This is a genomic window from Bradyrhizobium sp. UBA2491 (assembly GCF_002341725.1).
Lineage (GTDB): Bacteria > Pseudomonadota > Alphaproteobacteria > Rhizobiales > Xanthobacteraceae > Bradyrhizobium.
This window is the reverse complement of sequence record NZ_DDOP01000030.1, coordinates 43,300-63,728: the sequence shown is the minus strand read 5'-3', so window position 1 is coordinate 63,728 and position 20,429 is coordinate 43,300. Positions and strand designations below refer to the sequence as shown.

Annotated in this window: 19 protein-coding genes; 7 read left to right on the top strand and 12 right to left on the bottom strand. The window is 65.6% G+C overall.

The genetic code is table 11. The annotated features are described in order from the left end of the window. Nucleotides 1-85: 85 nt before the first annotated feature. From B2W55_RS08975 to B2W55_RS08950, 6 genes are all read right to left on the bottom strand, one after another. Nucleotides 86-862 (bottom strand): HpcH/HpaI aldolase family protein, encoded by a 777-nt coding sequence (locus B2W55_RS08975; RefSeq protein ID WP_024579424.1) that lies wholly within the window; start codon nt 860-862, stop codon nt 86-88. A gap of 44 nt (nt 863-906) precedes the next feature. Next, nucleotides 907-1,992, bottom strand: a complete 1,086-nt coding sequence (locus B2W55_RS08970; RefSeq protein WP_024579423.1) for a malate/lactate/ureidoglycolate dehydrogenase — start codon at nt 1,990-1,992, stop codon at nt 907-909. Nucleotides 1,993-2,028: 36 nt separating this feature from the next. After that, nucleotides 2,029-2,757 (bottom strand): ABC transporter ATP-binding protein, encoded by a 729-nt coding sequence (locus B2W55_RS08965; protein WP_024579422.1) that lies wholly within the window; start codon nt 2,755-2,757, stop codon nt 2,029-2,031. Continuing rightward, on the bottom strand, nt 2,757-4,529 hold the full coding sequence (locus B2W55_RS08960; protein WP_024579421.1) for an ABC transporter permease subunit: 1,773 nt from the start codon (nt 4,527-4,529) through the stop codon (nt 2,757-2,759). Before B2W55_RS08960 ends, B2W55_RS08965 begins: the two co-directional genes overlap by 1 nt. Further along, entirely contained in the window at nt 4,526-5,398 is an 873-nt protein-coding gene (locus B2W55_RS08955; protein ID WP_024579420.1) for a branched-chain amino acid ABC transporter permease, read from the bottom strand. The genes B2W55_RS08960 and B2W55_RS08955 overlap by 4 nt, the downstream gene beginning before the upstream one ends. A 281-nt stretch (nt 5,399-5,679) precedes the next feature. Continuing rightward, complete coding sequence (locus B2W55_RS08950; RefSeq protein ID WP_024579419.1) at nt 5,680-6,825, bottom strand: ABC transporter substrate-binding protein; 1,146 nt, start codon at nt 6,823-6,825, stop codon at nt 5,680-5,682. 236 nt (nt 6,826-7,061) lie between these two features. Between B2W55_RS08950 and B2W55_RS08945 the strand changes: the two genes are divergently transcribed. Continuing rightward, nucleotides 7,062-8,057, top strand: a complete 996-nt coding sequence (locus tag B2W55_RS08945) for a GntR family transcriptional regulator (RefSeq protein WP_024579418.1) — start codon at nt 7,062-7,064, stop codon at nt 8,055-8,057. A gap of 24 nt (nt 8,058-8,081) precedes the next feature. On the opposite strand, the gene hpaR is transcribed toward B2W55_RS08945, so the two are convergent. Further along, on the bottom strand, nt 8,082-8,621 hold the full coding sequence (gene hpaR / locus B2W55_RS08940; RefSeq protein WP_024579417.1) for a homoprotocatechuate degradation operon regulator HpaR: 540 nt from the start codon (nt 8,619-8,621) through the stop codon (nt 8,082-8,084). Between the two features lie 111 nt (nt 8,622-8,732). Here hpaR and hpaH point away from each other — a divergent pair, with 111 nt between their 5' ends. The 6 genes from hpaH (at nt 8,733) to B2W55_RS08910 (ending at nt 15,286) form a co-directional block, all read left to right on the top strand. Continuing rightward, nucleotides 8,733-9,539: a 2-oxo-hept-4-ene-1,7-dioate hydratase gene (hpaH, locus tag B2W55_RS08935; RefSeq protein WP_024579416.1), complete on the top strand. Its 807-nt coding sequence runs from the start codon at nt 8,733-8,735 to the stop codon at nt 9,537-9,539. A 21-nt stretch (nt 9,540-9,560) separates the two neighbouring features. Then, complete coding sequence (locus B2W55_RS08930) at nt 9,561-9,959, top strand: 5-carboxymethyl-2-hydroxymuconate Delta-isomerase (protein WP_024579415.1); 399 nt, start codon at nt 9,561-9,563, stop codon at nt 9,957-9,959. Beyond that, on the top strand, nt 9,952-11,496 hold the full coding sequence (gene hpaE, locus B2W55_RS08925; RefSeq protein ID WP_024579414.1) for a 5-carboxymethyl-2-hydroxymuconate semialdehyde dehydrogenase: 1,545 nt from the start codon (nt 9,952-9,954) through the stop codon (nt 11,494-11,496). Before B2W55_RS08930 ends, hpaE begins: the two co-directional genes overlap by 8 nt. Before the next feature lie 127 nt (nt 11,497-11,623). Beyond that, complete coding sequence (hpaD, locus tag B2W55_RS08920; protein ID WP_024579413.1) at nt 11,624-12,607, top strand: 3,4-dihydroxyphenylacetate 2,3-dioxygenase; 984 nt, start codon at nt 11,624-11,626, stop codon at nt 12,605-12,607. Between the two features lie 153 nt (nt 12,608-12,760). Then, nucleotides 12,761-13,633: a fumarylacetoacetate hydrolase family protein gene (locus B2W55_RS08915; protein ID WP_024579412.1), complete on the top strand. Its 873-nt coding sequence runs from the start codon at nt 12,761-12,763 to the stop codon at nt 13,631-13,633. A 24-nt stretch (nt 13,634-13,657) separates the two neighbouring features. Further along, nucleotides 13,658-15,286 carry a thiamine pyrophosphate-dependent enzyme gene (locus tag B2W55_RS08910; RefSeq protein WP_024579411.1) on the top strand — a complete coding sequence of 543 codons (1,629 nt, stop codon included), beginning with the start codon at nt 13,658-13,660 and terminating at the stop codon, nt 15,284-15,286. Here the strand turns inward: B2W55_RS08910 and B2W55_RS08905 are convergent. From B2W55_RS08905 to B2W55_RS08885, 5 genes are all read right to left on the bottom strand, one after another. After that, nucleotides 15,283-16,497 carry an MFS transporter gene (locus tag B2W55_RS08905; RefSeq protein ID WP_024579410.1) on the bottom strand — a complete coding sequence of 405 codons (1,215 nt, stop codon included), beginning with the start codon at nt 16,495-16,497 and terminating at the stop codon, nt 15,283-15,285. The genes B2W55_RS08910 and B2W55_RS08905 overlap by 4 nt on opposite strands. Nucleotides 16,498-16,714: 217 nt before the next feature. After that, entirely contained in the window at nt 16,715-17,368 is a 654-nt protein-coding gene (gene alkB, locus B2W55_RS08900) for a DNA oxidative demethylase AlkB (protein WP_024579409.1), read from the bottom strand. A 13-nt stretch (nt 17,369-17,381) separates the two neighbouring features. Further along, on the bottom strand, nt 17,382-18,125 hold the full coding sequence (locus tag B2W55_RS08895) for a 2OG-Fe(II) oxygenase (RefSeq protein WP_024579408.1): 744 nt from the start codon (nt 18,123-18,125) through the stop codon (nt 17,382-17,384). A gap of 251 nt (nt 18,126-18,376) precedes the next feature. Then, a complete protein-coding gene (locus B2W55_RS08890) occupies nt 18,377-19,063 on the bottom strand; it encodes a DUF2848 domain-containing protein (RefSeq protein ID WP_024579407.1) in 687 nt (228 codons plus the stop codon). Beyond that, nucleotides 19,056-20,405, bottom strand: coding sequence for an amidase (locus B2W55_RS08885; RefSeq protein ID WP_024579406.1), 1,350 nt, complete (start codon nt 20,403-20,405; stop codon nt 19,056-19,058). The genes B2W55_RS08890 and B2W55_RS08885 overlap by 8 nt, the downstream gene beginning before the upstream one ends. Nucleotides 20,406-20,429: the final 24 nt, after the last annotated feature.

Genomic DNA, 20,429 nt, shown 5'->3' with positions numbered 1-20,429 from the left:
GCGAATAGCGAATGGCGAGTAGCGAACAGCGCGCTACGCGAACCGCCAATCTCTATTCGCCACTCACTACTCGCTATTCGCGTCCTTACGCCTTGCCGCCGGACTTCTCGCGGGTCGCATTGACCTGCATCTTGGCGTAGACCTGCATCAGGCCGACCTCGTTCGACAGCGTCACGAGCTTGAAGCCCATGTTGATCGCGCGCACCGCGCCCTCGGCGCCGGAGCAGTGGATGCCCGGGTTGAGGCCGCGCTTGCCGCATTCCTTGATGATCTTCTCGTAGATCTTGAGGATCTCCGGCTCGTCGCGATCGAGCTTCGGCACCAGGCCGTAGGAGAAGCCGAGATCGGACGGGCCGATATAGACGCCGTCGATGCCTTCGACATCGAGGATGGCTTCCATGTTCTCGACCGCGGTCTTGGTCTCCATCATCGGCAGCAGCACGATCTCGTCGTTCGCGGTCTGCTGATAGGTGCCGGCCGAGCCGTACATGCCGGCACGGATCGGGCCGTTGGAGCGCACGCCCTTCGGCGGATATTTCGCGTAGGAGACGAGGTTCTTGGCTTCCTGCGGCGTGTTGACCATCGGGCAGATCACGCCATAGGCGCCGCCGTCGAGTACCTTGCCGATGATGCCCGGTTCATTCCACGGCACGCGGACCATCGGGGTGACCGGGTGCGCATGCATCGCCTGGAAGCATTGCACCATCGACTGATAGTCCTGCACGCCGTGCTGCATGTCGACCGTGACGCTGTCGAAGCCGCATTGCGCGATCACTTCGGCCGAGAAGCCCGAGGGGATCGCGAGCCATGCGTTCACCACCGCCTTGCCCGATGCCCAGATTTGCTTGACCTTGTTTGCCATTGATCACGTTTCCTTTGTGGTTCTTGCGTGCTTCTTGGGGGACCTCAGCTGGTCGCCCGCTGGATCGAGACTTCGCTGACGCCGACTTCGCGCGCGGTATTCACTATCGCCGCCCAGGTGTCGTCAGGCAAGGGGATGCCATTCCTGGTGCGCTCGGCGCGGGTCTTGCGCTCGGGATCGCCCGGAACCAGCACGGACTCCGTGCCCGCGATCGGCTTGGTGGCGCGGATGAAATCGGTGTAGCGGGTGATTTCGCCATCGAAGAAATTGCTGGTGTCGATCACCTTGGGGTCGATGTAGAACGCCATCATGCCGTTGGCGAAGCGCCGGTCCGACGACGTCGCGCCGGTGCCGGTGAGCGCGCCGCCGAGCAGTTCGCAGATGAAGGCAAGCCCCGAGCCCTTGTGATCGCCGAAAGCGCGGATCGCGCCCGTACCCTTGGTATGGTCGCGCGGCCCATCGGGCGTGTACGGGCCATACAGCACGTGCGGGTCCTCGCTCAGCGTGCCGTCGGCATCGACGAGCGCGCCGTGCGGCAGCTTCTTGCCGCCGCGGCTTGCCACCAGGCACTTGCCCTCGGCGACGACCGAGGTCGCGAAATCGAGCACGATCGGATCCTGGCCCTGGCGCGGAATGCCGACGCAATAGGGCGCGGTCGACAGCCGCTTCTCGACGCCGCCATAGGGCGCGACCAGCAACGAGCCCGCAGCGGTCACGAAATGAATCGAAACGAGGCCTTCGGCCGCGGCCATTTCGGCCCAGTCGCCGACGCGGCCGAGATGGCCGGAGTTACGCAAGGCGACCGCGGCAAGCCCCGCCTTCTTGCACTTCTCGATGCCGAGCCTGACCGCGACCGGCGTCACGGTCTGGCCATAGCCGAACTTGCCGTCGACCACCGCGAGCGACGGCGTATCGACCACCACCTCGGGGGTCTGGTTCGGCACGATCGAGCCCATCTTCTTCCACCTGACGTAAACAGGCACGCGGATCACGCCATGGCTGTCGTGCCCGGTGAGATTCGCCGTCGTCAGGTAGGTCGCGATGCGCTTCGCTTCTTCGGCGGAGGACTCCGAATGCGAAAACACCTCGGACACGAAGTTGATGAGGTTATCGACCTTGATGGTGACCATGAAATACTAGCTCGCTCGATAAAACACTGTGCGTTGTCAGGCGTGGGTCTTGGCGTGGCCGCCGAGATAGGCGGCGGCGATGGCTTCGTTGCCCCACAATTCGTCGGGCTTGCCGCCGAGCACGATCCGCCCTGTTTCCAGGACGAAGCCGTGATCGGCGACCGAAAGTCCCATGCGCGCATTTTGCTCGACGAGCAAGACCGTGGTGTCCTGCCTGATCTGCGAAATGATGCGGAACACCGCCTGCACGATGACGGGCGCGAGCCCGAGCGACGGCTCGTCGAGCAACAGCAGCCGCGGCTTGGCCATCAGGCCGCGCGCGACCGCAACCATCTGCAACTGGCCGCCGGACAGCGTCCAGCCGAGCGCATTGGAGAAGGCGCGAATGTCCGGAAACAAATCGAACATCGCGTCGGCCTCACGCGAGATCTGCGACGCCGAGACCTTGCGGTTCGACGCACCGAGCATGATGTTCTCTTTCACCGTGAGGCCCGGGAAAACGCGGCGGCCTTCCGGCACATGCGAGATGCCGAGCCTGACGATCGCTTCCGGCCCGAGGCCTGCGATCGAATGACCGTCGAACAGGATGTCGCCGGAGGCCGGCTTGGCGAGGCCGGAGATGGCGCGCAGCGTAGTCGACTTGCCGGCGCCGTTGGCGCCGAGCAACGTGACCACCTGCCCCTGCTCCACGGCGATGGTGACGCCGCGCAGCGCCTCGATCTCGCCGTAGCGGACCACCAGATTGCGGATTTCGAGCAGCGGCATCATTCGCTCCCGAGATAGGCGGAGACGACGTCGGGATGGCGCAGCACCGCCATCGACTCGCCGTCCGCGATGCGGCGCCCGAAGTTCAGCACGGTGATGTGTTGGGCGGCTTCGGAGACCAGCGTCATATCGTGATCGATGATCAGGATGGTGAGGCCCTGTGCGGCGATGCGCTTCAGCAGCTCATGCAGTTCGAGCTTCTCGGTCGAGTTGAGGCCGGCGGCCGGCTCATCGAGCAGCAGCAAGGTCGGGTTCGAGGCCAGCGCCCGCGCGATCTCGATCAGGCGCTGATGGCCGTAGGAGAAGCTCGAGATCAGTTGGTTGGCGCGGTTGCCGAGGCCGACGAAGGTCAGCGCCTCCATCGCGCGCTCGGTCAGCGCGTCGTCGCCCTTCCCGATCATGGTGTTGCCGGGACGTTCGGCGCCGATCTCGACGTTTTCCAGCGCCGTCATCGAGCGGAACAAGCGGATGTTCTGGAAGGTACGTCCAAGACCCGCGGCGGTGCGCTGATGCGGCGCCATGTTGGTGATGTCGGTGCCGTCAAGCACGATCCTGCCCGATGTCGCCTTGTAGAGGCCGGACAGCACGTTGAGCGTCGTGGTCTTGCCGGAGCCGTTGGGTCCGATCAGCGCGTGCACGCTGCCGCGCTTCACCGCGATGTCGACGCCGTCGACCGCCTTGAGGCCGCCGAAATGCTTCGAGAGCCCGGTGACCTCGAGCACGATGTCGCCGCCAGTGGTCGCGGGCTTGAGCAGGAGCGCTCCGGCAACGGGCGGCGCCCCGGTGTGTGCACGCCAGCGCGTGAAGGCGTCAGATACGAAGCCCCAGATGCCATCCGGCATGAAGCGGATGATCAGGATCACCGACAGGCCGTAGATCGCAAGATAGAGGCCGGGCACGCTCTTCAGGAAGCGCAGCCATTCCGGGATCAGGATCAGCAGGCCGGTGCCGATCACCGAGCCGATCGGCGAGGCCACGCCACCGAGCAGCGACATGGTCAGGAACTGGATCGATTCCGCGAACGAGAACTGGTCAGGACTGACATAGGCGAAGCCGCCGGCGAACAGGCCGCCCGCGAGGCCACCGAGCACCGCGCACACCGCAAAGGCGGAGACCTTGGTGCGGAACACGTCGATGCCGTTGACGCCGGCCGCAAGCTCGTTGTCGCGCACCGCGCGCATCGCGCGGCCGAGCTTGGTGTCGGGCAGATGCCAGACCAGGTAGCCGACGATCGCGAGCATCGCGACACAGAAGGCGAGATAGCTCTGCGAGGATTGGAACAGCTCGGGCCGGCGAATGTTGGCGACGCCGTCCGGTCCGTGGGTCACGCCGACCGCGTTGATCATGACCAGTGTCACGATCTGCTGGAACGAGATCGTCACCATCGCAAGGTAATGCCCGCCGAGCCGCAAGGTCGACATGCCGAGGAATGCGCCGGCCACCAGCGTGATCGCGCAGGCGCCAACCAGGCAGAGCCAGAAGTTCAGATGCAGGTCGGCAGTCCCGAGGCCGACGGCATAGGCGCCGAAGCCGAAGAACGCCGCCTGCGCCAGGTTGATCTGACCGCACAGGCCGAGCACGACCGAAAGCCCGAACACCGCGATCGAGAACGTCGTGGCCTGGAGCAGGATGTTGAGGATGTAACCGTCGAACTGCATGCCGGCGGCGAGCGCCACCAGCACCGCGGCGGCGACGAAATACGGCAGATGACGGATGATCAGCGGTTTCGCGCGCACGGCGGGCGCCGGGATCATGTTGTCGCTGGCGCTCATGCTTTCTCCGCGACGCGTTCGCCGAAGATGCCCTGCGGCCGGAATACCAGGAAGGCGATCAGCACCAGGAAGGCGAAGCCGTCCTTGTACGGCACGGAAATATAGGCGGCGCCGAAGGTTTCGATGACGCCGAGCGCGAGGCCGCCGACGATCGCGCCTGCAACATCACCGAAGCCGCCGATGATGGTGGCGGCGAACGCCTTCAGCGCGATGGTCGAGCCCATCTGGATCGAGACGAACAGCACCGGCGCCACCAGGATGCCGGCGAGACCGCCGAGCACGGCCGAGTAGATGAAGGTGATCATGATCATGGTGGAGACGGAGATGCCGAGCAGCGAGGCCATCTCCTTGTCCTGCGAGGTCGCTTGCAGCTTCTTGCCGAGCAGCGTCTTCTCGAAGAACCAGAAATTGAACAGCACCAGGAAAATCGTGACGCCGATGATCAAGAGATACTGGCTGTCGAGATAGACCGGGCCGAGCTGGATGCCGGGCGTATCGAACCAGCCCTGCAACACCTGCGGCTGCGGGCCGTAGATCGCGAGCACCGAATTCGACAGCAGGATCGAGGCGCCGATGGTGGCGATGATGACAGGCAGATAGGTGCGGTGGCGCAGCGGATAGTAGACGCCGAGATTGAAGATGACGCCGAGCAGCGCCATGCCGGCGAGCGCGATCACGAACGACAGCCAGTAAGGCAGGCCGAGCTCGACGCAGACCACCATCAGATAGGCGGCGACCATCGAGAATTCGCCTTGCGCGAAGTTCACCACATTGGTGGCGCGGAAGATCAGCACGAAACCGAGCGCGACCAGCGCGTAGACCGCGCCGATGCCGATTCCGGTGAACAGCAGTTGGAGAACCAGATCCATGGCATGCGCTCATTGAAAGGCGAGGCGAACATTCCGGGACCAGCCGGATCGGAGTGATTGTTGTTCGGGAGGTGGCAAGGCTCTCTCCCCCACGCAACCGGAGTCTACCCCGGTTGCGCATCGTAAATTTGCGCAAGTCGGGCAGGCCCGACTTGCGTCGGGGGAGAGTTGGAGAGAGGGGTAAGCCACGAATTCCTCCCGAGCGGCTTACCCCTCTCCCTAACCCTCCCCCGCAAGGGGGGAGGGAACCCATCCATCCGTGCCTCCCTGACCCGCTCGGATCAATCGTTGAAGTCGATGTGCTTGTCGTAGACGATCTTACCCTTGTCGTTCTTCACGACGTTGTAGCCGTGCAGACCGTCGCCGTTCTTGTCGAAATTGTACTCGCCTTCCGCGCCAGCGAATTTCTGCGTCGCCAGGATGGCGTCGCGGATCTTATTCGGATCGGTCGAGCCGGCCTTGTTGATCGCCGCCGACAGAATGGTGATCGCGTCGTAGGGCCAGGCGCTCTGGTTGTCGGGCGCGGTCTTGTAGGCATCGCGATAGGCCTTGCCGAACGCCTTCGCCGTGTCGCTCGAGTCCTCGGCGAAGTCGGCGACCCCGTAGGTGCCATACAGCGCAGGGCCGGCGAGCTTGGTCGAGGACACCGCCACCACCGAAGGCGAACCGACCCACGGGATGTTGACGCCGAGCTGGCGCAGCTGGCGGGCGAAGATGCCGAGGTCGTTCTCGAAGGTGAAATAGGTGCCGAGCACGTCGGCGCCGGACTGCTTCACCGCCAGCACGACCGGGGTGAAGTCTTGGCTCTGGTTGGCATAGCCCTGATCGAGCACCGGCGGCGCACCGAGCTTGGCCAGCGCTTCGGTCAGCGCCTTGCCGCCCGCGGTGCCGAAGGCGTCGGTGGAATGGACGATCGCCCATTTCTTCTTGCCGAGCGTGTTGACGCCGAAGTCGGCGATCACGCGGCCGGAGTAATTGTCATTCGGGCGGAAGCGGAACAGCCAGGGATTGCCGGAATGGGTGAGATCCGGATTGGTGCCACCGATCATCACGGGCTTGCCGACCTTGATCACGTCGGGCGCCATCGCCTGCACTTGGGTCGAGCGGATCGAGCCGAGGAAGGCAACGATGTCGGATTGCGCGGCGAGCTTGGAGAAGGCCAGCACGATGCCCGGGTTGGTGGTCTGGTCGTCTTCGATCACGAGCTCGACCTGCTTGCCGAGCACGCCGCCGGCCTTGTTGACCGCGGCGAGCGCCAGCTTGGCGCCGTTCTGGGCCCACAGGCCCTGCTCCGCTGCCGGTCCGGTCACCGGCACGCACATGCCGATCTTGATCGTCGCTCCTTGCGCCCAGGCGCTGCGCATCAGCGCGGGAGCAGCGAGACCTGCCGCCAAGCCGGCGGAAAACTCACGCCTCGTCAGTTTCATTCAATCCTCCCTTTGGTGCGCCGAACTTGCATGTCGGCTGCGTTGAGATGAGCTGACGCGTCGATCTGTGGTCCAGGACACGTGACGGCGGCCATCGATCTGGCGTTTGACTCCCAGCTAAACATGATTGCACATTGCACGCAATAGCCAAACGTTCGCTGGCAACGGTGCGTAATTGCCTGCTACCAACGACCAGAACGGGATCACGTGATAATGTGACCGACGGGCAGTCATCAATGTCGATTCCAAGAGCGAAATCGCAGACCAGACGGAAGCAGCCGGCCTACGCGCTGATCAAGAGCGCATTGGCAAAGCACATCCGGGCCGGCGACGTTCCACCCGGAACGGTTCTCTCGGAATCGGCGATCGCGACCTTGTTCGGCTCCAGCCGCTCGCCGGTGCGACAGGCGTTCGAACAGCTCGAGCATGTCGGCCTGGTGCGCCGCTTCGACGGCCGCGGCGTCATCGCCGGCAAGCGAAACGCCGAACCACGCCGCGTCCCGATCACGCCGGAGATGTTCGGGCTGACCGATGGCCCGGTCGAGGCGGTGCGCAGCGATGCCTGGGATGCACTCTACTACAAGCTCGAGCGCGAGATCATCTACCGGTCGCTGTTCGGGCGCTTTCGGGTCAGCGAGCTCGCGCTGGCGCGGCACTTCCGGGTCGGACGCACCGTTGCGCGCAACCTGTTGCTACGTGCGCAGGCAATCGGAGTCCTGGAGAAAGGCGCCAAGGCTCATTGGTATGTGGTGCCCCTGGATGAAGATCGCCTCCGCGATATCTTCGAGGTCCGCGCGACCCTCGAGCCACTGCTGCTCAAATCCGCGACGACGAGGATTCCTGCCGCACTGCTCGACCGGATGGCGGAGCGGCTGCGCGAAGGGATCCAGTTCCGCAGCGGCGTCGGCGTCGGGGAGCTCGACGAGATCGAGGGCGACCTCCACATCCAGTGCCTGGGCTACGGCAGCAATCGCGAGATGATCGAGGCGCTGAAACGCACGCACTGCTCCTTCGTGATCGGCAAGCACATTCAGGTGGCTCTGACCGCGCCGCAGATCGATTCCTTCATGGACGAGCATCTGGTGATCATCGAAGCCTTGCGCACACGCGACGGCGATGCGGCGGCCGCGACCTTGCGCAGTCACATCGAATGGTCGCATTCGAAAGTTGCCCGCTGGATTGCCGAATTCCGCGCCATCAACGTGATTTCGCGCGTGCCCTACATGGTCTAGCCATCCTGTCGCACGGGACCGCGGCTACGTATCGGCCTCGACCTCGGCATCATCGGCAGCCGCCATTCCGGCGAGGCTGGCCTCCAGTGCGCCGAGCATTTCGTGCAGTTCCGCGAGCTTGCGGGCGCCGAACCGCCGGGTGATCTCGGCGTAGATCGCCTCCGACGTCGGGGCCACCGCCTCGATCAGCTTCAGTCCCTTGGCAGAGATCGAAACCACCGCGCGCCGCGCATCGGTCTCGGCCGCCTTGCGCTCGATCAAGGCGCGCGCCTCGAGATCGCGCAGGATCCGCGACAGGCTCGGGCCAAGCAGGAACGCCACGCGGGCGAGCTCGGTGACCTCGATCTCCTCGACCGCGGTCAGCGCACGCAAGATCCGCCATTGCTGCTCGGTCAGCCCGTGACTGCGCAGCGACGGACGGAATTGCCGCATCACGGCCTCGCGGGCGCGCAGCAGCGACATCGGCAGCGAGCGCGAGAATTCGCGCATCGGGCCACGTCGCGACGACGCCACCTCGTCACCCTGCCTCGGCCCTAGCTCGTCGGACGATTTCTTGCGCGCCATGACCTAATCCGCCACCGCAAACTTTTGCAGCGCAGCATGCCCTGATTCAGTTTGCGGGAATTCACTTAACATGTTAATCATCTCCCGACATCCACTTTTTGTGTATCACGCATGGCCCTCTCCAAGGACGATATCCGCGCTGCCGCCGAACGGCTCGACACCGCGGAAAAGACCCGCAAGCAGATCCGCCAGCTCTCGCTGGAATACCCCCGCATCACCCTCGAGGATGCCTACGCGATTCAGAAGGCCTGGGTCGAGATGAAGGTGGCGCAGGGCCGCCTCGTCAAGGGCCACAAGATCGGCCTGACCTCGAAGGCGATGCAGAGTGCGCTCAACATCGACGAGCCCGATTCCGGCATCCTGCTCGACGACATGTTCTTTGCCGATGGCGGCCTGGTGCCGACCGATCGCTTCATCGCAACCCGCGTCGAGGCCGAGCTTGCCTTCGTGATGAAGCATCGCCTGGCGGGACCGAACTGCACGCTGTTCGACGTGCTCAACGCCACCGACTTCGTGGTGCCGGCGCTGGAAATCCTGGATACCCGGGTCGAACGCGTCGATCCGGAAACCAAAGCAACGCGAAAGATCTTCGACACCATCGCCGACAATGCCGCCAATGCCGGCATCGTGCTGGGCGGCCGGCCGATCCGACCGCTGGAGGCCGATCTGCGCTGGATCGGCGCGCTCTGCTTCCGCAACGGCCAGCTCGAGGAAACCGGTCTGGCCGCCGGCGTGTTGAACCATCCGGCGACCGCGGTGGCGTGGCTCGCCAACAAGATCGCGCCCAACGGGCTGGCGCTGGAGGCCGGTCAAATCGTGCTGGCGGGCTCGTTCATCCGCCCGATCGAGACCCGCAAGGGCGACACCATCCAGGCCGATTACGGACCTTATGGTTCCGTGAGCTGCTACTTCGCTTGACGCCATCAGCAGGAGCGCTGCATGCCGCATTTCACGATTGAATACTCGGCCAATCTCGACGGCCTCGTCGACATGGGCGCGACGGTCGAACTGGTCCGCAGGGCCGCGGTCGAGACCGGCATCTTCCCGCTCGGCGGCATCCGTGTCCGCGCCATCAGATGCGAGCATTACGCGATCGCCGACGGCCGCAAGACCTACGGCTTCCTCGACATGGTGCTGCGGCTCGGCGAAGGCCGTGACCTCGCCGCCCGCAAGAAGGCGGGCGAGCACATCTTCAAGGCGCTATCGGCCCATCTCGATCCGGTATTCGCCAACAGCAAGTTCGCTCTGTCGTTCGACATGCAGATCAACGACAAGGAAACCAGCTGGAAACGCAACAACATCCACGACGCATTGAAGGTGGAGACGGTCAATGGATAAAGCGACAGCGAAATCGTCAGCCGATGTGTTCCAGGCCAACCGCGATCGCGCCGGTCCCCTGCTGGCGAAGCTGAAGGCCGAAGGCATGGGCAATGTGATCGACGGCAAGGTCGTGCCGGCGGCATCCGGTCAGACTTTCGAGACGAAATCGCCCGTCGACGGCACGGTGCTGGCGACGGTCGCGCGCGGCAATGCCGCGGATATCGACCGCGCGGCAACCGCGGCGTCCAACGCGTTCAAGGCCTGGCGCGACATGCCGGCGGCGCAGCGCCGCAAGGTTTTGCACCGCGTCGCCGATGCGATCGAGGAGCGCGCCGACGACATCGCCGTGCTCGAATGCATCGACACCGGTCAGGCGCACCGCTTCATGGCCAAGGCCGCCATCCGCGCCGCGGAGAATTTCCGCTTCTTCGCCGACAAATGCGGCGAGGCCCGCGACGGCCTCAACACGCCTTCGGACGAGCACTGGAACATCTCGACCCGGGTGCCGATCGGCCCGGTCGGCGTGATCACGCCGTGGAACACGCCGTTCATGCTCTCGACCTGGAAGATCGCGCCGGCGCTGGCCGCCGGCTGCACCGTGGTGCACAAGCCGGCGGAATGGTCGCCGGTGACGGCCGACATGCTGGTCAAGCTCGCCAAGCAGGCCGGTCTTCCCGACGGCGTGCTCAACACCGTGCATGGTTTCGGCGAAGAGGCCGGCAAGGCGCTGACCGAGCACCCCGCGATCAAGGCGATCGGCTTCGTTGGCGAGAGTTCGACCGGCTCGGCAATCATGGCGCAGGGCGCGCCGACCTTGAAGCGGGTGCATTTCGAGCTCGGCGGCAAGAACCCGGTGATCGTGTTCGACGACGCCGATCTCGACCGCGCGCTCGATGCCGTCGTGTTCATGATCTACTCGCTCAATGGCGAGCGCTGCACCTCGTCGAGCCGGCTGCTGGTTCAGGAGAGCATTGCCGGCAGCTTCATCGAGAAGCTCACGGCGCGCGTCAAGGCGCTCAAGGTCGGCCATCCGCTCGATCCCGCGACCGAGATCGGGCCGCTGATCCATGAGCGGCATCTCGCCAAGGTGTGCAGCTATTTCGACGTCGCCAGGAAGGACGGCGCGACGATCGCGGTCGGCGGCAAGCCGCATGACGGCCCCGGCGGCGGCCATTATGTGCAGCCGACGCTGGTCACCGGCGCCAGCGCCAACATGCGCGTCGCGCAGGAAGAGGTGTTCGGGCCGTTCCTGACCGTCATCCCGTTCAAGGACGAGGCTGAGGCCATCGAAATCGCCAACGGCGTGCAATACGGTCTGACCGGCTATGTCTGGACCGGCGAGATGGGCCGCGCGCTGCGTGTCGCCGATGCGCTGGAAGCCGGCATGATCTGGCTCAACTCGGAAAACGTCCGCCATCTGCCGACCCCGTTCGGCGGCATGAAGTCGTCAGGCATCGGCCGCGACGGCGGCGACTACTCGTTCGACTTCTACATGGAAACCAAGCACGTCTCGCTCGCGCGCGGGACGCACAAGATTCAGAAACTGGGAATCTAACGACAACTGTCATTCCGGGGCGACGCGTAGCGGCGAGCCCGGAACCCATAACCACGATCGTGGGTATGGATTCCGGGCCTACGCCAAGAGGCGCATCCCGGAATGACGACAGACAGAGGAAACACCGATGCCCGCTCCGACCCACGTCTTCGATCCGCCGTTCAACATCATCCGCTGCAGCCACGCCGTGCTCGACGTCACGGACCTGGACAAGAGCGCCGCCTTCTACGAGAACACCGTCGGCCTCCACATCGAGGACCGCGACGACAGATCGGTGTATCTGCGCGCCAGCGAAGAGCACCAGCATCACTCGGTGGTGCTGCGCAAGGCGGCGAAGGCCGCCTGCAACCGGCTCGGCTTCAAGGTCGGCAATGACGGCGACCTCGACAAGGCCGCCGCCTTCTGCTCCGAGAACGGCATCAGCTACGCCTTCGTCGACCAGCCGTTCCAGGGTCGCACGCTGCAATTCACCGATCCGTTCGGCTTCCAGATCGAGCTCTACGCCACGATGGAGAAGCGCCCGCATTTGCTGCGGCGCTACGATCTCTACAAGGGCTGCCATCCGCAGCGGCTCGACCATTTCAACGTGTTCGCCGCCGAGGTGCAGGACACCGTCGATTTCTACGCGCGGCTCGGCTTCCGCCTCACCGAATATGCCGAGGAGGACGGCGACAATGGCCGCATCGCCGCCGCCTGGATGCACCGCAAGGGCAATGTCCACGACTTCGCCATCACCAACGGCCGTGGCCCGCGCCTGCATCACATCGCCTATTGGGTGCCGACCGCGATGAACATCGTGCATCTCTGCGACGTGATGGCCTCGTCCGGCTTCCTCAACAACATCGAGCGCGGCCCGGGCCGGCACGGCATCTCCAACGCCTTCTTCCTCTACATCCGCGATCCCGACGGCCATCGCATCGAGCTCTACACCAGCGACTATTTCACCGGCGATCACGACCACGAGCCGCTGCGCTGGTCGCTGCGCGATCCGCGCCGTCAGACCTTGTGGGGCGCACCGGCGCCGCGCTCCTGGTTCGAAGAGGGCTCGACCTTCGCGGGGCAAGCCGTGCGCGAGCCGCGCTTCGTCGCCGACGTGCTGGTCGCGGACTGATACACGCCTCTCGAAACGTCGTCCCGGCGAAGGCCGGGACCCATAACCACCGACTTGAGTTGTTGAACGAATGTCTGGCCGCATACCCATTCCGATGGCCGCGGCGTATGGGTCCCGGCATTCGCCGGGACGACACCAATGAATGGATTGCTCATGTCAGCCCCTCGCCTCGCCACCTACTCCGTCAACGGCGCCACGCAATATGGTGCCGTCACCGACAGCGGCATCGTCGATCTCTCGTCACGTTTCGCCAAGGACTATCCGACCTTGCGCGAGGCGATCGCCGCCGGCGCATTGACCCGGCTCGTGGAGGACGCCGCCAAGCGATCGCCCGACCACGCGCTCGACGCGGTGGCGTGGCAGCCGCCGATCCCGGCGCCGGAGAAGATCATCTGCATCGGCGTCAACTATCCGGACCGCAATGCCGAGTACAAGGACGGCTCGGACGCACCGAAATATCCGAGCATGTTCCTGCGCGTGCCGCGCTCCTTCGTCGGCCACGACACGCCGGTGGTGCGCCCGCGGGCCTCGCCGCAACTCGACTATGAAGGTGAGCTGGTGCTGGTGATCGGCAAGGCCGGCCGGCACATCCCGGAAAGCAGCGCGCTCGATCACGTCGCCGCGATCACGCTCTGCAACGAAGGCACCATCCGCGACTGGGTCCGCCACGCCAAGTTCAACGTCACCCAGGGCAAGAATTTCGATTCCACCGGCAGCCTCGGCCCCTGGATCGTGCCCTTCACCAGCGAGGCGCAGATCGCCGATATCCGCCTGACCACCAAGGTCAGCGGCGAACTCAGGCAGGACGACCGCACCTCGCGCTTGATCTTCGGCTTCCGCTACCTCATCAACTACATCTCGACCTTCACGACGCTGGCTCCCGGCGACATCATCGTGACGGGGACGCCGACCGGCGCGGGTGCGCGGTTCGATCCGCCGCGCTATCTGAAGCCCGGCGATGTCGTCGAGGTCGAGGCCGAAGGCGTCGGCGTGCTGCGCAACAGCGTCGTCGACGAAGCCAACTAACCTCGCAAGCAAGTGGACAGTGCCATGACCTCTACATCCGGCGGCGAAGCGATCGTCAACGGCCTCGTCGCCCACGGCGTCGACACCGTGTTCGGCCTGCCCGGCGCCCAGATCTACGGCCTGTTCGATGCGTTCCACCAGGCGCAGCTCAAGGTGATCGGCGCTCGCCACGAGCAGGCTTGCGGCTACATGGCGTTCGGCTATGCCCGCTCCTCGGGCAGGCCCGGCGTGTTCAGCGTGGTGCCCGGCCCCGGCGTGCTCAACGCCTCTGCGGCGCTGCTCACCGCCTTCGGCTGCAACGAGCCGGTGCTGTGTCTGACCGGCCAGGTGCCGACGCAATTCCTCGGCAAGGGTCGCGGCCATCTGCACGAGATGCCGGATCAGCTCGCCACCCTGCGCACCTTCGTGAAATGGGCCGACCGGATCGAATACCCCGACAACGCGCCCGCGCTGGTGTCGCGCGCGTTCCAGGAGATGCTGTCGGGCCGGCGCGGCCCGGCGTCGCTGGAGATGCCGTGGGACGTGTTCACCCAGCGCACCCAGGTCACAGCCGTCAAGCCGTTCGATCCGTTGCCGGCGCCGCAGCCCGATCCCGACCGCATCAGGCAGGCTGCCGATCTGATCGCCGGCAGCAAGGCGCCGATGATCTTCGTCGGCAGCGGTGCGATCGAGGCCGGCGAAGAGATCCTCGAACTGGCCGAGATGATCGACGCGCCTGTCGTCGCGTTCCGCAGCGGCCGCGGCATCGTCTCCAACGCGCATGAACTCGGCCTGACGATGGCGTCCGCCTACAAGCTCTGGCCGAAGACCGACCTGATGATCGGCATCGGCACCCGCATGGAATTGCCGACGATGTCGCGCTGGCCGTATCAGCCGGCCGGCCTGAAATGCGTGCGCATCGACATCGATCCGGTCGAGTTGCGGCGCTGGCCGGCCGATGCCGCTGTGATCGCCGACGCCAGGGCCGGCACCGCCGATCTGGTCGCCGCCGTGCGCAAGGTGGGCTACAGCAAGACCTCGGGCCGCCGCGCCGCGATCCGCGAGGCGACCGCAGCCACCGAGCAGGAGATCCAGCGTGTCCAGCCGCAGATGGCTTACCTCAAGATCTTGCGCGAGGTGCTGCCGGCCAACGCCATCGTCACCGACGAGCTGTCGCAGGTCGGCTTCGCTTCCTGGTACGGCTTTCCGATCTACCAGCCGCGCACCTTCGTCACCTCAGGCTATCAGGGTACGCTCGGCTCGGGCTTCCCGACCGCGCTCGGCGCCAAGGTCGCCAACCCGAACAAGCCGGTGGTCGCGATCACCGGCGACGGCGGCTTCATGTTCGGCGTGCAGGAACTCGCCACCGCCGTGCAGTTCAAGATCGGCGTGGTGACGCTGGTGTTCAACAACAACGCCTATGGCAATGTCCGCCGCGACCAGCGCCAGCATTTCGACGGTCGCGTCGTCGCCTCCGACCTGGTCAACCCGGACTTCGTCAAGCTTGCGGAATCGTTCGGTGCCGGCGCTGCGCGCGTCACCTCACCGGATCAGTTCCGTCCCGTGCTGGAGAAGGCGCTGGCCGATGGCGGGCCCTATGTGATCTCGGTGGAAGTGCCGACCGATTCCGAAGTCTCGCCCTGGGCGTTCATCCACCCGGCACGAAACAACTAGACGGTCCTCGCGCCGCGTTGCAGCCGCGACGCGGCGATCACCAGCAGGCCGGCGCCTGCGACCGACCAGCAGGCGACCGGGGCCCAGTGCACCAGCGGCGCATAGTCCGGCAGCTTCTGCAAGCCGCCGGCGACCGCCGCCATCCGCGCAAAGGTCGCGAGCGCGAGCGCCGAGAACACGAGGCCCGTCACCTTGCCTTCGGCACCGGTCTCGCCGATCGCAAGCGCGGCCGACACCGCGCTCATCAGCATGCAGCCCCAGGCCGCCCCCGCCATGAACTGCGCCACGATCAGCACGTTGAGGCTGCCGGCGATCTCCGCCGCGACGATGGCGAACGCACCGAGCAACCCGGCTGCGCCCATCACGATCAGCCCGCCGCGATGCTTGACGACGAGGCTCGCCGGAAACATCGCGATGTTGAAGCCGATCCAGAACACCGGCATCAGCCATTGCAGATCGTTCGGCTTGGCGAAGCGCAGATAGAACGGCGCGCTGTTGATGTTGAAGTGCAGCTGATAGCCGAGCGAGAGCAGCACCATCGACGCGATCAGGAACATCGGCACCGCCCCGAGCCGCCTGGCGGGCGCCGCAAGCCGCTCCGGCTGGGCCTCCGTCGCGATGCGCCGCTCGATCCCTGAGAACGCCAGCGCGGTCAACAGCAGCACGGCGCCGGACAATACGAACGGCAGCCGCGCGTCATGGTCACGCAGCACGACGCCGAGATAGGGCGACACTGCACCGGCGATGCCATAGCCCAGCATTGCGAGCGCGGCGAGGAACGGAACGGACGGTTGCGCGCGATACTTCCCCAGCAGCGTCAGCGGCGGCGCACGCAACGCCGACGATGTGACGGCCCAGATCACGATCAGCGCAATCAGCCAGACTCTTGCGCCCGGCCCGCTGCCGGCGACGTAAGGCAGCGCGACGAAGGCGGCGCAGGAGATCGCGGCAAGGATGCCGACGAACCGGCCGAGACGGCCGACCAGCAGCGACACGCGGTCGGCGGCCATGCCCATCGCGGTGTCGGTGATGGTGAAGATGGCTTGATCCATCATCAGGATCAGGATGACGGTTGCAGGCGCGATGCCGACATCCGCGCACAGCTTGGGCAGATAGATCAGATAGGTGGTCCAGCCCAGCGTGAAGACAAGCTGCAACACGGCAAGATAGATGCCGGTGCGATTGACCGCGTGGTCGGCCTTGGTGGTCATACCCGAAGTGTAGACCAGCTCTCCCATTGGCGGGAGGCCCTTAGCCTGACTGGAGCGACGAAGCAAAGGTACGAGCGGCCAAAAAATATCGAAAACAACCCCATGCAAAGCAGCAGGCGTTCCGCCGGCCCTCGGAAAAGCGCTTGACGCGCCGGGCAACTCAACAGTATATTTCCATTATTCCGAAATATTGCCACCACCTGCCGCCGCGCAGTAGCTAGCGCACCTTGCGGAAGGTCAGATTGATGCGCTGGCGGCCGAGCACGCCGTGTTCGCCCTCGGCGAGCGGCGCGACGCCGTGATAAAACAGCCGTGACGGCCCACCCCACACGGCGACGTCGCCATGTTCGAGCCGGTAACGGCGCGGCGTGTCGCTGCGTTTGAGCCCTCCGAACAGGAAGGTCGCCGGCAACCCGAGCGAGATCGAGACGATCGGCGCACCGTAATCGAGCTCGTCCTTGTCCTGATGCAGCGACAGTTTTGCGCCCGGCACATAGCGATTGATCAGGCAGGCCTCCGGGGCGAAGCCGGCGAAACCGGCCTCATCAGCGGCAGCGGCAGCCAGCCTGCGCAGCACGTCAGGCATGGCTGGCCAGTTCAGTCCGGTATCAGGATCGATCGGATCGTAGCGATAGCCGCCGGGATCGGAGACCCAGCCGAGGCTGCCGCAATTGGTCATCGCCACCGACATGCGGTGGCCGCCCGGCGTGATCAGATGGCGGAACGGCGCCTGCTTCACGATCGCGCGCAAGGCGGGAATCAGCTCAGCCTCGAACGGCCGGACGAAGCCGCGCAGCAGCACCGCGCCGTCAGCGATCGTCTCGCGCGGCGGCCGTGCATCGCCAACAGTCTCGAACAGATCAGCGGCCACGCCTGTCTCGCACTCACTTCGCGTCGTGGAAGATCACACCGACGGTGTGACGATGGCCGGACCTGATCCGGCTGACGCCGTGGCGCAGATTGACACGATACGGCCCGCGTGTCCCCTGCACCGGACGATGATGCACGGCAAAAGCTACCGCATCGCCCCTGGTCAGCGGCACCACCTCGGGCCGCGACTGCATCCGGGGCCGCTGCTCGGTCAGCACGAACTCGCCGCCGCTGAAATCGCGCCCCGGCTCCGACAGCAGGATCGCGACCTGGATCGGAAACACGTGCTCGCCGTAGAGGTCCTGGTGCAGGCAGTTGTAGTCGCCCTCGCCATATTGCAGCAGCAGCGGCGTCGGCCGCGTCTGCCCGGCGTCATGACAGCGCTTCAGGAACGCCGCGTGCGACGAGGGATAGCTGATCTCGATCCCCATCGTCTGGTTCCAGCGGTTGGCGGTCGCCGTCAGCCGTGCATACAGCGCCGGCCGCAGCTCCGCGATCAGATCCGGCAGCGGATAGGAGAAGTATTTGTATTCGCCGCGGCCAAAGCCGTGGCGGCCCATCACGACCCGGCTGCGGAACCGGCTGTCGTCGGGATAGAGCGCGGCGATGGTGTCGCACTCGTCCGGCGTCAGCAGGCCACTGAGAACGGCGGAGCCCTGCCCGTCGAGGTCGGTTGCAATCTGGTCCCAATCGAGCCCGTCGATGCGGGCGGGAATGCCGGTGGCTGGGCGGCTGATGGTCTTTGCTGTTGCTGTCATGGGCCGGAATCTGGCCCGTGATTACGACCCGCGCCACCCGATTTCCGAGTGGAATGTTTCAAGATCGCCGCCACATTCACGGTGTCGTCCCGGCGAAGGCCGGGACCCATAGCCACCGTCATCAGTTGTTGAGAAAGCTGGGGCCACAGCGTGCCGACCACAGCATCCTGTGGTTATGGGTCCCGGCCTTCGCCGGGACGACGCGTGGGGAGAGTATCGGTCGGCTCTATGAACGCGCGCGCGGAAGGAATTCAGCCCCGCACCGGCAAGGTCACGACGTCATAGCCGTGGCTGATCTTGCGCTTCAGCACCGGGTCTTCCAGCTCGAACTCGAAGCGGCTGGCGGGGCGGATGCCGCCCTTGGCGGCGAAGGTGCCGCCGAACATGGCGCAGCCGTCGGGCAGCGCTCCGCCGTCGAAGCCGCGCGCGATCAGGTCTTTCACCGGCAGCATGTGGTCGAGCGTGCCCTCCTGGTAGAGCACGCGTTCGCCGCCGATCGTGGCCCAGGAGCGCAAGGTCAGCTGGTCCCAGTGGCCGATGACGTCATCGAGCTCCCAGAGCTCGGAGGCGACCGGCTTGTCGCACATCTGCTTCGACACCGTGACGCTGTAGCTCTCGACCTTGCGGTCGGTATGGTCCGAGCCGCAGCCGACGAAGATGCGGTCCTGCCAGCCGATCAGGACGAACTCGACCTCACCGCTGGAGTCCTCGCCGCAGACCTCGATCGTATCGGCGAAGGTCAGGCGACGCGCCGAACAGCGGTAGTAGATCGGCGTGGTCGCGGGCCGGGCGATGCCGAGCGCTTCGAGCTCGGCGATGTGCTTGTCGCGCGCCACCGGATCGCGGCCGGTCCAGCCGGCGATCACGGCCTGCCGGATTTCCAGCGTCAGCGGCGTTGCGACGCCCTTGTCGTCGACATTGAAGGTGAGATCAAACACGGATGACGGTCTCCATTCCGGCCGCAAGCTCGAAGATGCGGCGATCCGAACCGCCCGCGGCGGCGAGCATCAGGCCGACCGGGGCCTCGCCCTCGCGATGCGCCGGCAGCGAGATGGCGCAGCCATCGAGCGTGTTGATCAGCGAGGGGTTGCGCAGCGCGCGCAGGTTCTCGGTGGCGAACGCCTTGTCGTCGGCGAGAGCTGCAATGGTCGGCGGCAGGTTCGCCGTGGTCGGCAGCACCAGCGCATCATAGGGCGCGATCCGCGCCTCGGTGCGCGCGATGAAGGAGCGGCGGGCATTGAGCAGGTCGATGTAGTCGGCGGCGAGGAATCCCTCGCCACGCTGGATGCGCACCGCGACCCGCGGGTCGTAGATGTCGCCCTTGCTGGCGAGCAGGAAGCGATGCCAGGCATAGCTCTCGGCCGCTGAGAAGCCGCCCTTGGCGTTCATCACGCCGACATCAAGAAACTCAGGCACCTCGATCCGCTCGATCAGCGCACCGGCGCGCGACAGCGCCGCCAGCGCACGCTCGAAGGTCTTTGCGACGGCATCATCGAGGTCGTCGAGCGCGACCGTGGTCGGCACCGCGAGCCGCATGCCCTTCACGGGGCGCGGGGCAAGCGGTGTCACCGGCTGGTCGGCCAGCACCGCGTCGAGCACGGCGCAGCAGGCCACCGAATTGGCCAGCGGGCCGTAGCTGTCCAAGCTGAACGACAGCGGCACGCCGCCATCGAGCGGAATCCGCCGCTGCGTCGGCTTGTAGCCGACGATGCCGTTGAACGCCGCGGGAATCCGGCAGGAGCCGCCGGTGTCGGTGCCGAGCGCGCCGAACGCCATGCCGTCGGCGATCGACACCGCGGCGCCCGAGGACGAGCCGCCGGGCACATGGCCCGCGCTCCGATTCCAGGCACTCTTCGGCGTGCCGTAATGCGGGTTGATGCCGATACCGGAATAGGCGAACTCGGTCATGTTGGTGCGGCCGATCACGATGAAGCCGGCGCGCTTCAGCCGTGCCACGGCAGGCGCATCGGCATCCGCCGGCGCGGAATCCTCCAGCGCCCGGGAGCCGGCGCGGGTCACCTGCCCCTTGATGTCGAACAGGTCCTTGATCGAGATGGGAATGCCGGCAAACGGCGACGGCGCGGCGTTGGCCTTGCGCAGCCGGTCCATCGCGTCGGCGGCTTCCAGCGCCGCGTCGCGGTCGACATGGATGAAGGTGCGCTGGCCCTCGCCGGCGGGATCGGCGATCCGGGCGATGCACTGCTCAACGAGCTTGCGGGCGGAGGTCGCGCCGCTGGCGAGATCGGCGGCAAGGGAGGCGAGTGTCGGATTGCTGGGCATGGCTCTCACTTCAAGGCTTGGACG

Coding starts and splice junctions, on each gene's coding strand:
- B2W55_RS08975 (WP_024579424.1), bottom strand. CDS start 862: ATGGCAAACAAGGTCAAGCAAATCTGGGCATCGGGCAAGGCGGTGGTG.
- B2W55_RS08970 (WP_024579423.1), bottom strand. CDS start 1,992: ATGGTCACCATCAAGGTCGATAACCTCATCAACTTCGTGTCCGAGGTG.
- B2W55_RS08965 (WP_024579422.1), bottom strand. CDS start 2,757: ATGCCGCTGCTCGAAATCCGCAATCTGGTGGTCCGCTACGGCGAGATC.
- B2W55_RS08960 (WP_024579421.1), bottom strand. CDS start 4,529: ATGAGCGCCAGCGACAACATGATCCCGGCGCCCGCCGTGCGCGCGAAA.
- B2W55_RS08955 (WP_024579420.1), bottom strand. CDS start 5,398: ATGGATCTGGTTCTCCAACTGCTGTTCACCGGAATCGGCATCGGCGCG.
- B2W55_RS08950 (WP_024579419.1), bottom strand. CDS start 6,825: ATGAAACTGACGAGGCGTGAGTTTTCCGCCGGCTTGGCGGCAGGTCTC.
- B2W55_RS08945 (WP_024579418.1), top strand. CDS start 7,062: ATGTCGATTCCAAGAGCGAAATCGCAGACCAGACGGAAGCAGCCGGCC.
- hpaR (WP_024579417.1), bottom strand. CDS start 8,621: ATGGCGCGCAAGAAATCGTCCGACGAGCTAGGGCCGAGGCAGGGTGAC.
- hpaH (WP_024579416.1), top strand. CDS start 8,733: ATGGCCCTCTCCAAGGACGATATCCGCGCTGCCGCCGAACGGCTCGAC.
- B2W55_RS08930 (WP_024579415.1), top strand. CDS start 9,561: ATGCCGCATTTCACGATTGAATACTCGGCCAATCTCGACGGCCTCGTC.
- hpaE (WP_024579414.1), top strand. CDS start 9,952: ATGGATAAAGCGACAGCGAAATCGTCAGCCGATGTGTTCCAGGCCAAC.
- hpaD (WP_024579413.1), top strand. CDS start 11,624: ATGCCCGCTCCGACCCACGTCTTCGATCCGCCGTTCAACATCATCCGC.
- B2W55_RS08915 (WP_024579412.1), top strand. CDS start 12,761: ATGTCAGCCCCTCGCCTCGCCACCTACTCCGTCAACGGCGCCACGCAA.
- B2W55_RS08910 (WP_024579411.1), top strand. CDS start 13,658: ATGACCTCTACATCCGGCGGCGAAGCGATCGTCAACGGCCTCGTCGCC.
- B2W55_RS08905 (WP_024579410.1), bottom strand. CDS start 16,497: ATGACCACCAAGGCCGACCACGCGGTCAATCGCACCGGCATCTATCTT.
- B2W55_RS08895 (WP_024579408.1), bottom strand. CDS start 18,125: ATGACAGCAACAGCAAAGACCATCAGCCGCCCAGCCACCGGCATTCCC.
- B2W55_RS08885 (WP_024579406.1), bottom strand. CDS start 20,405: ATGCCCAGCAATCCGACACTCGCCTCCCTTGCCGCCGATCTCGCCAGC.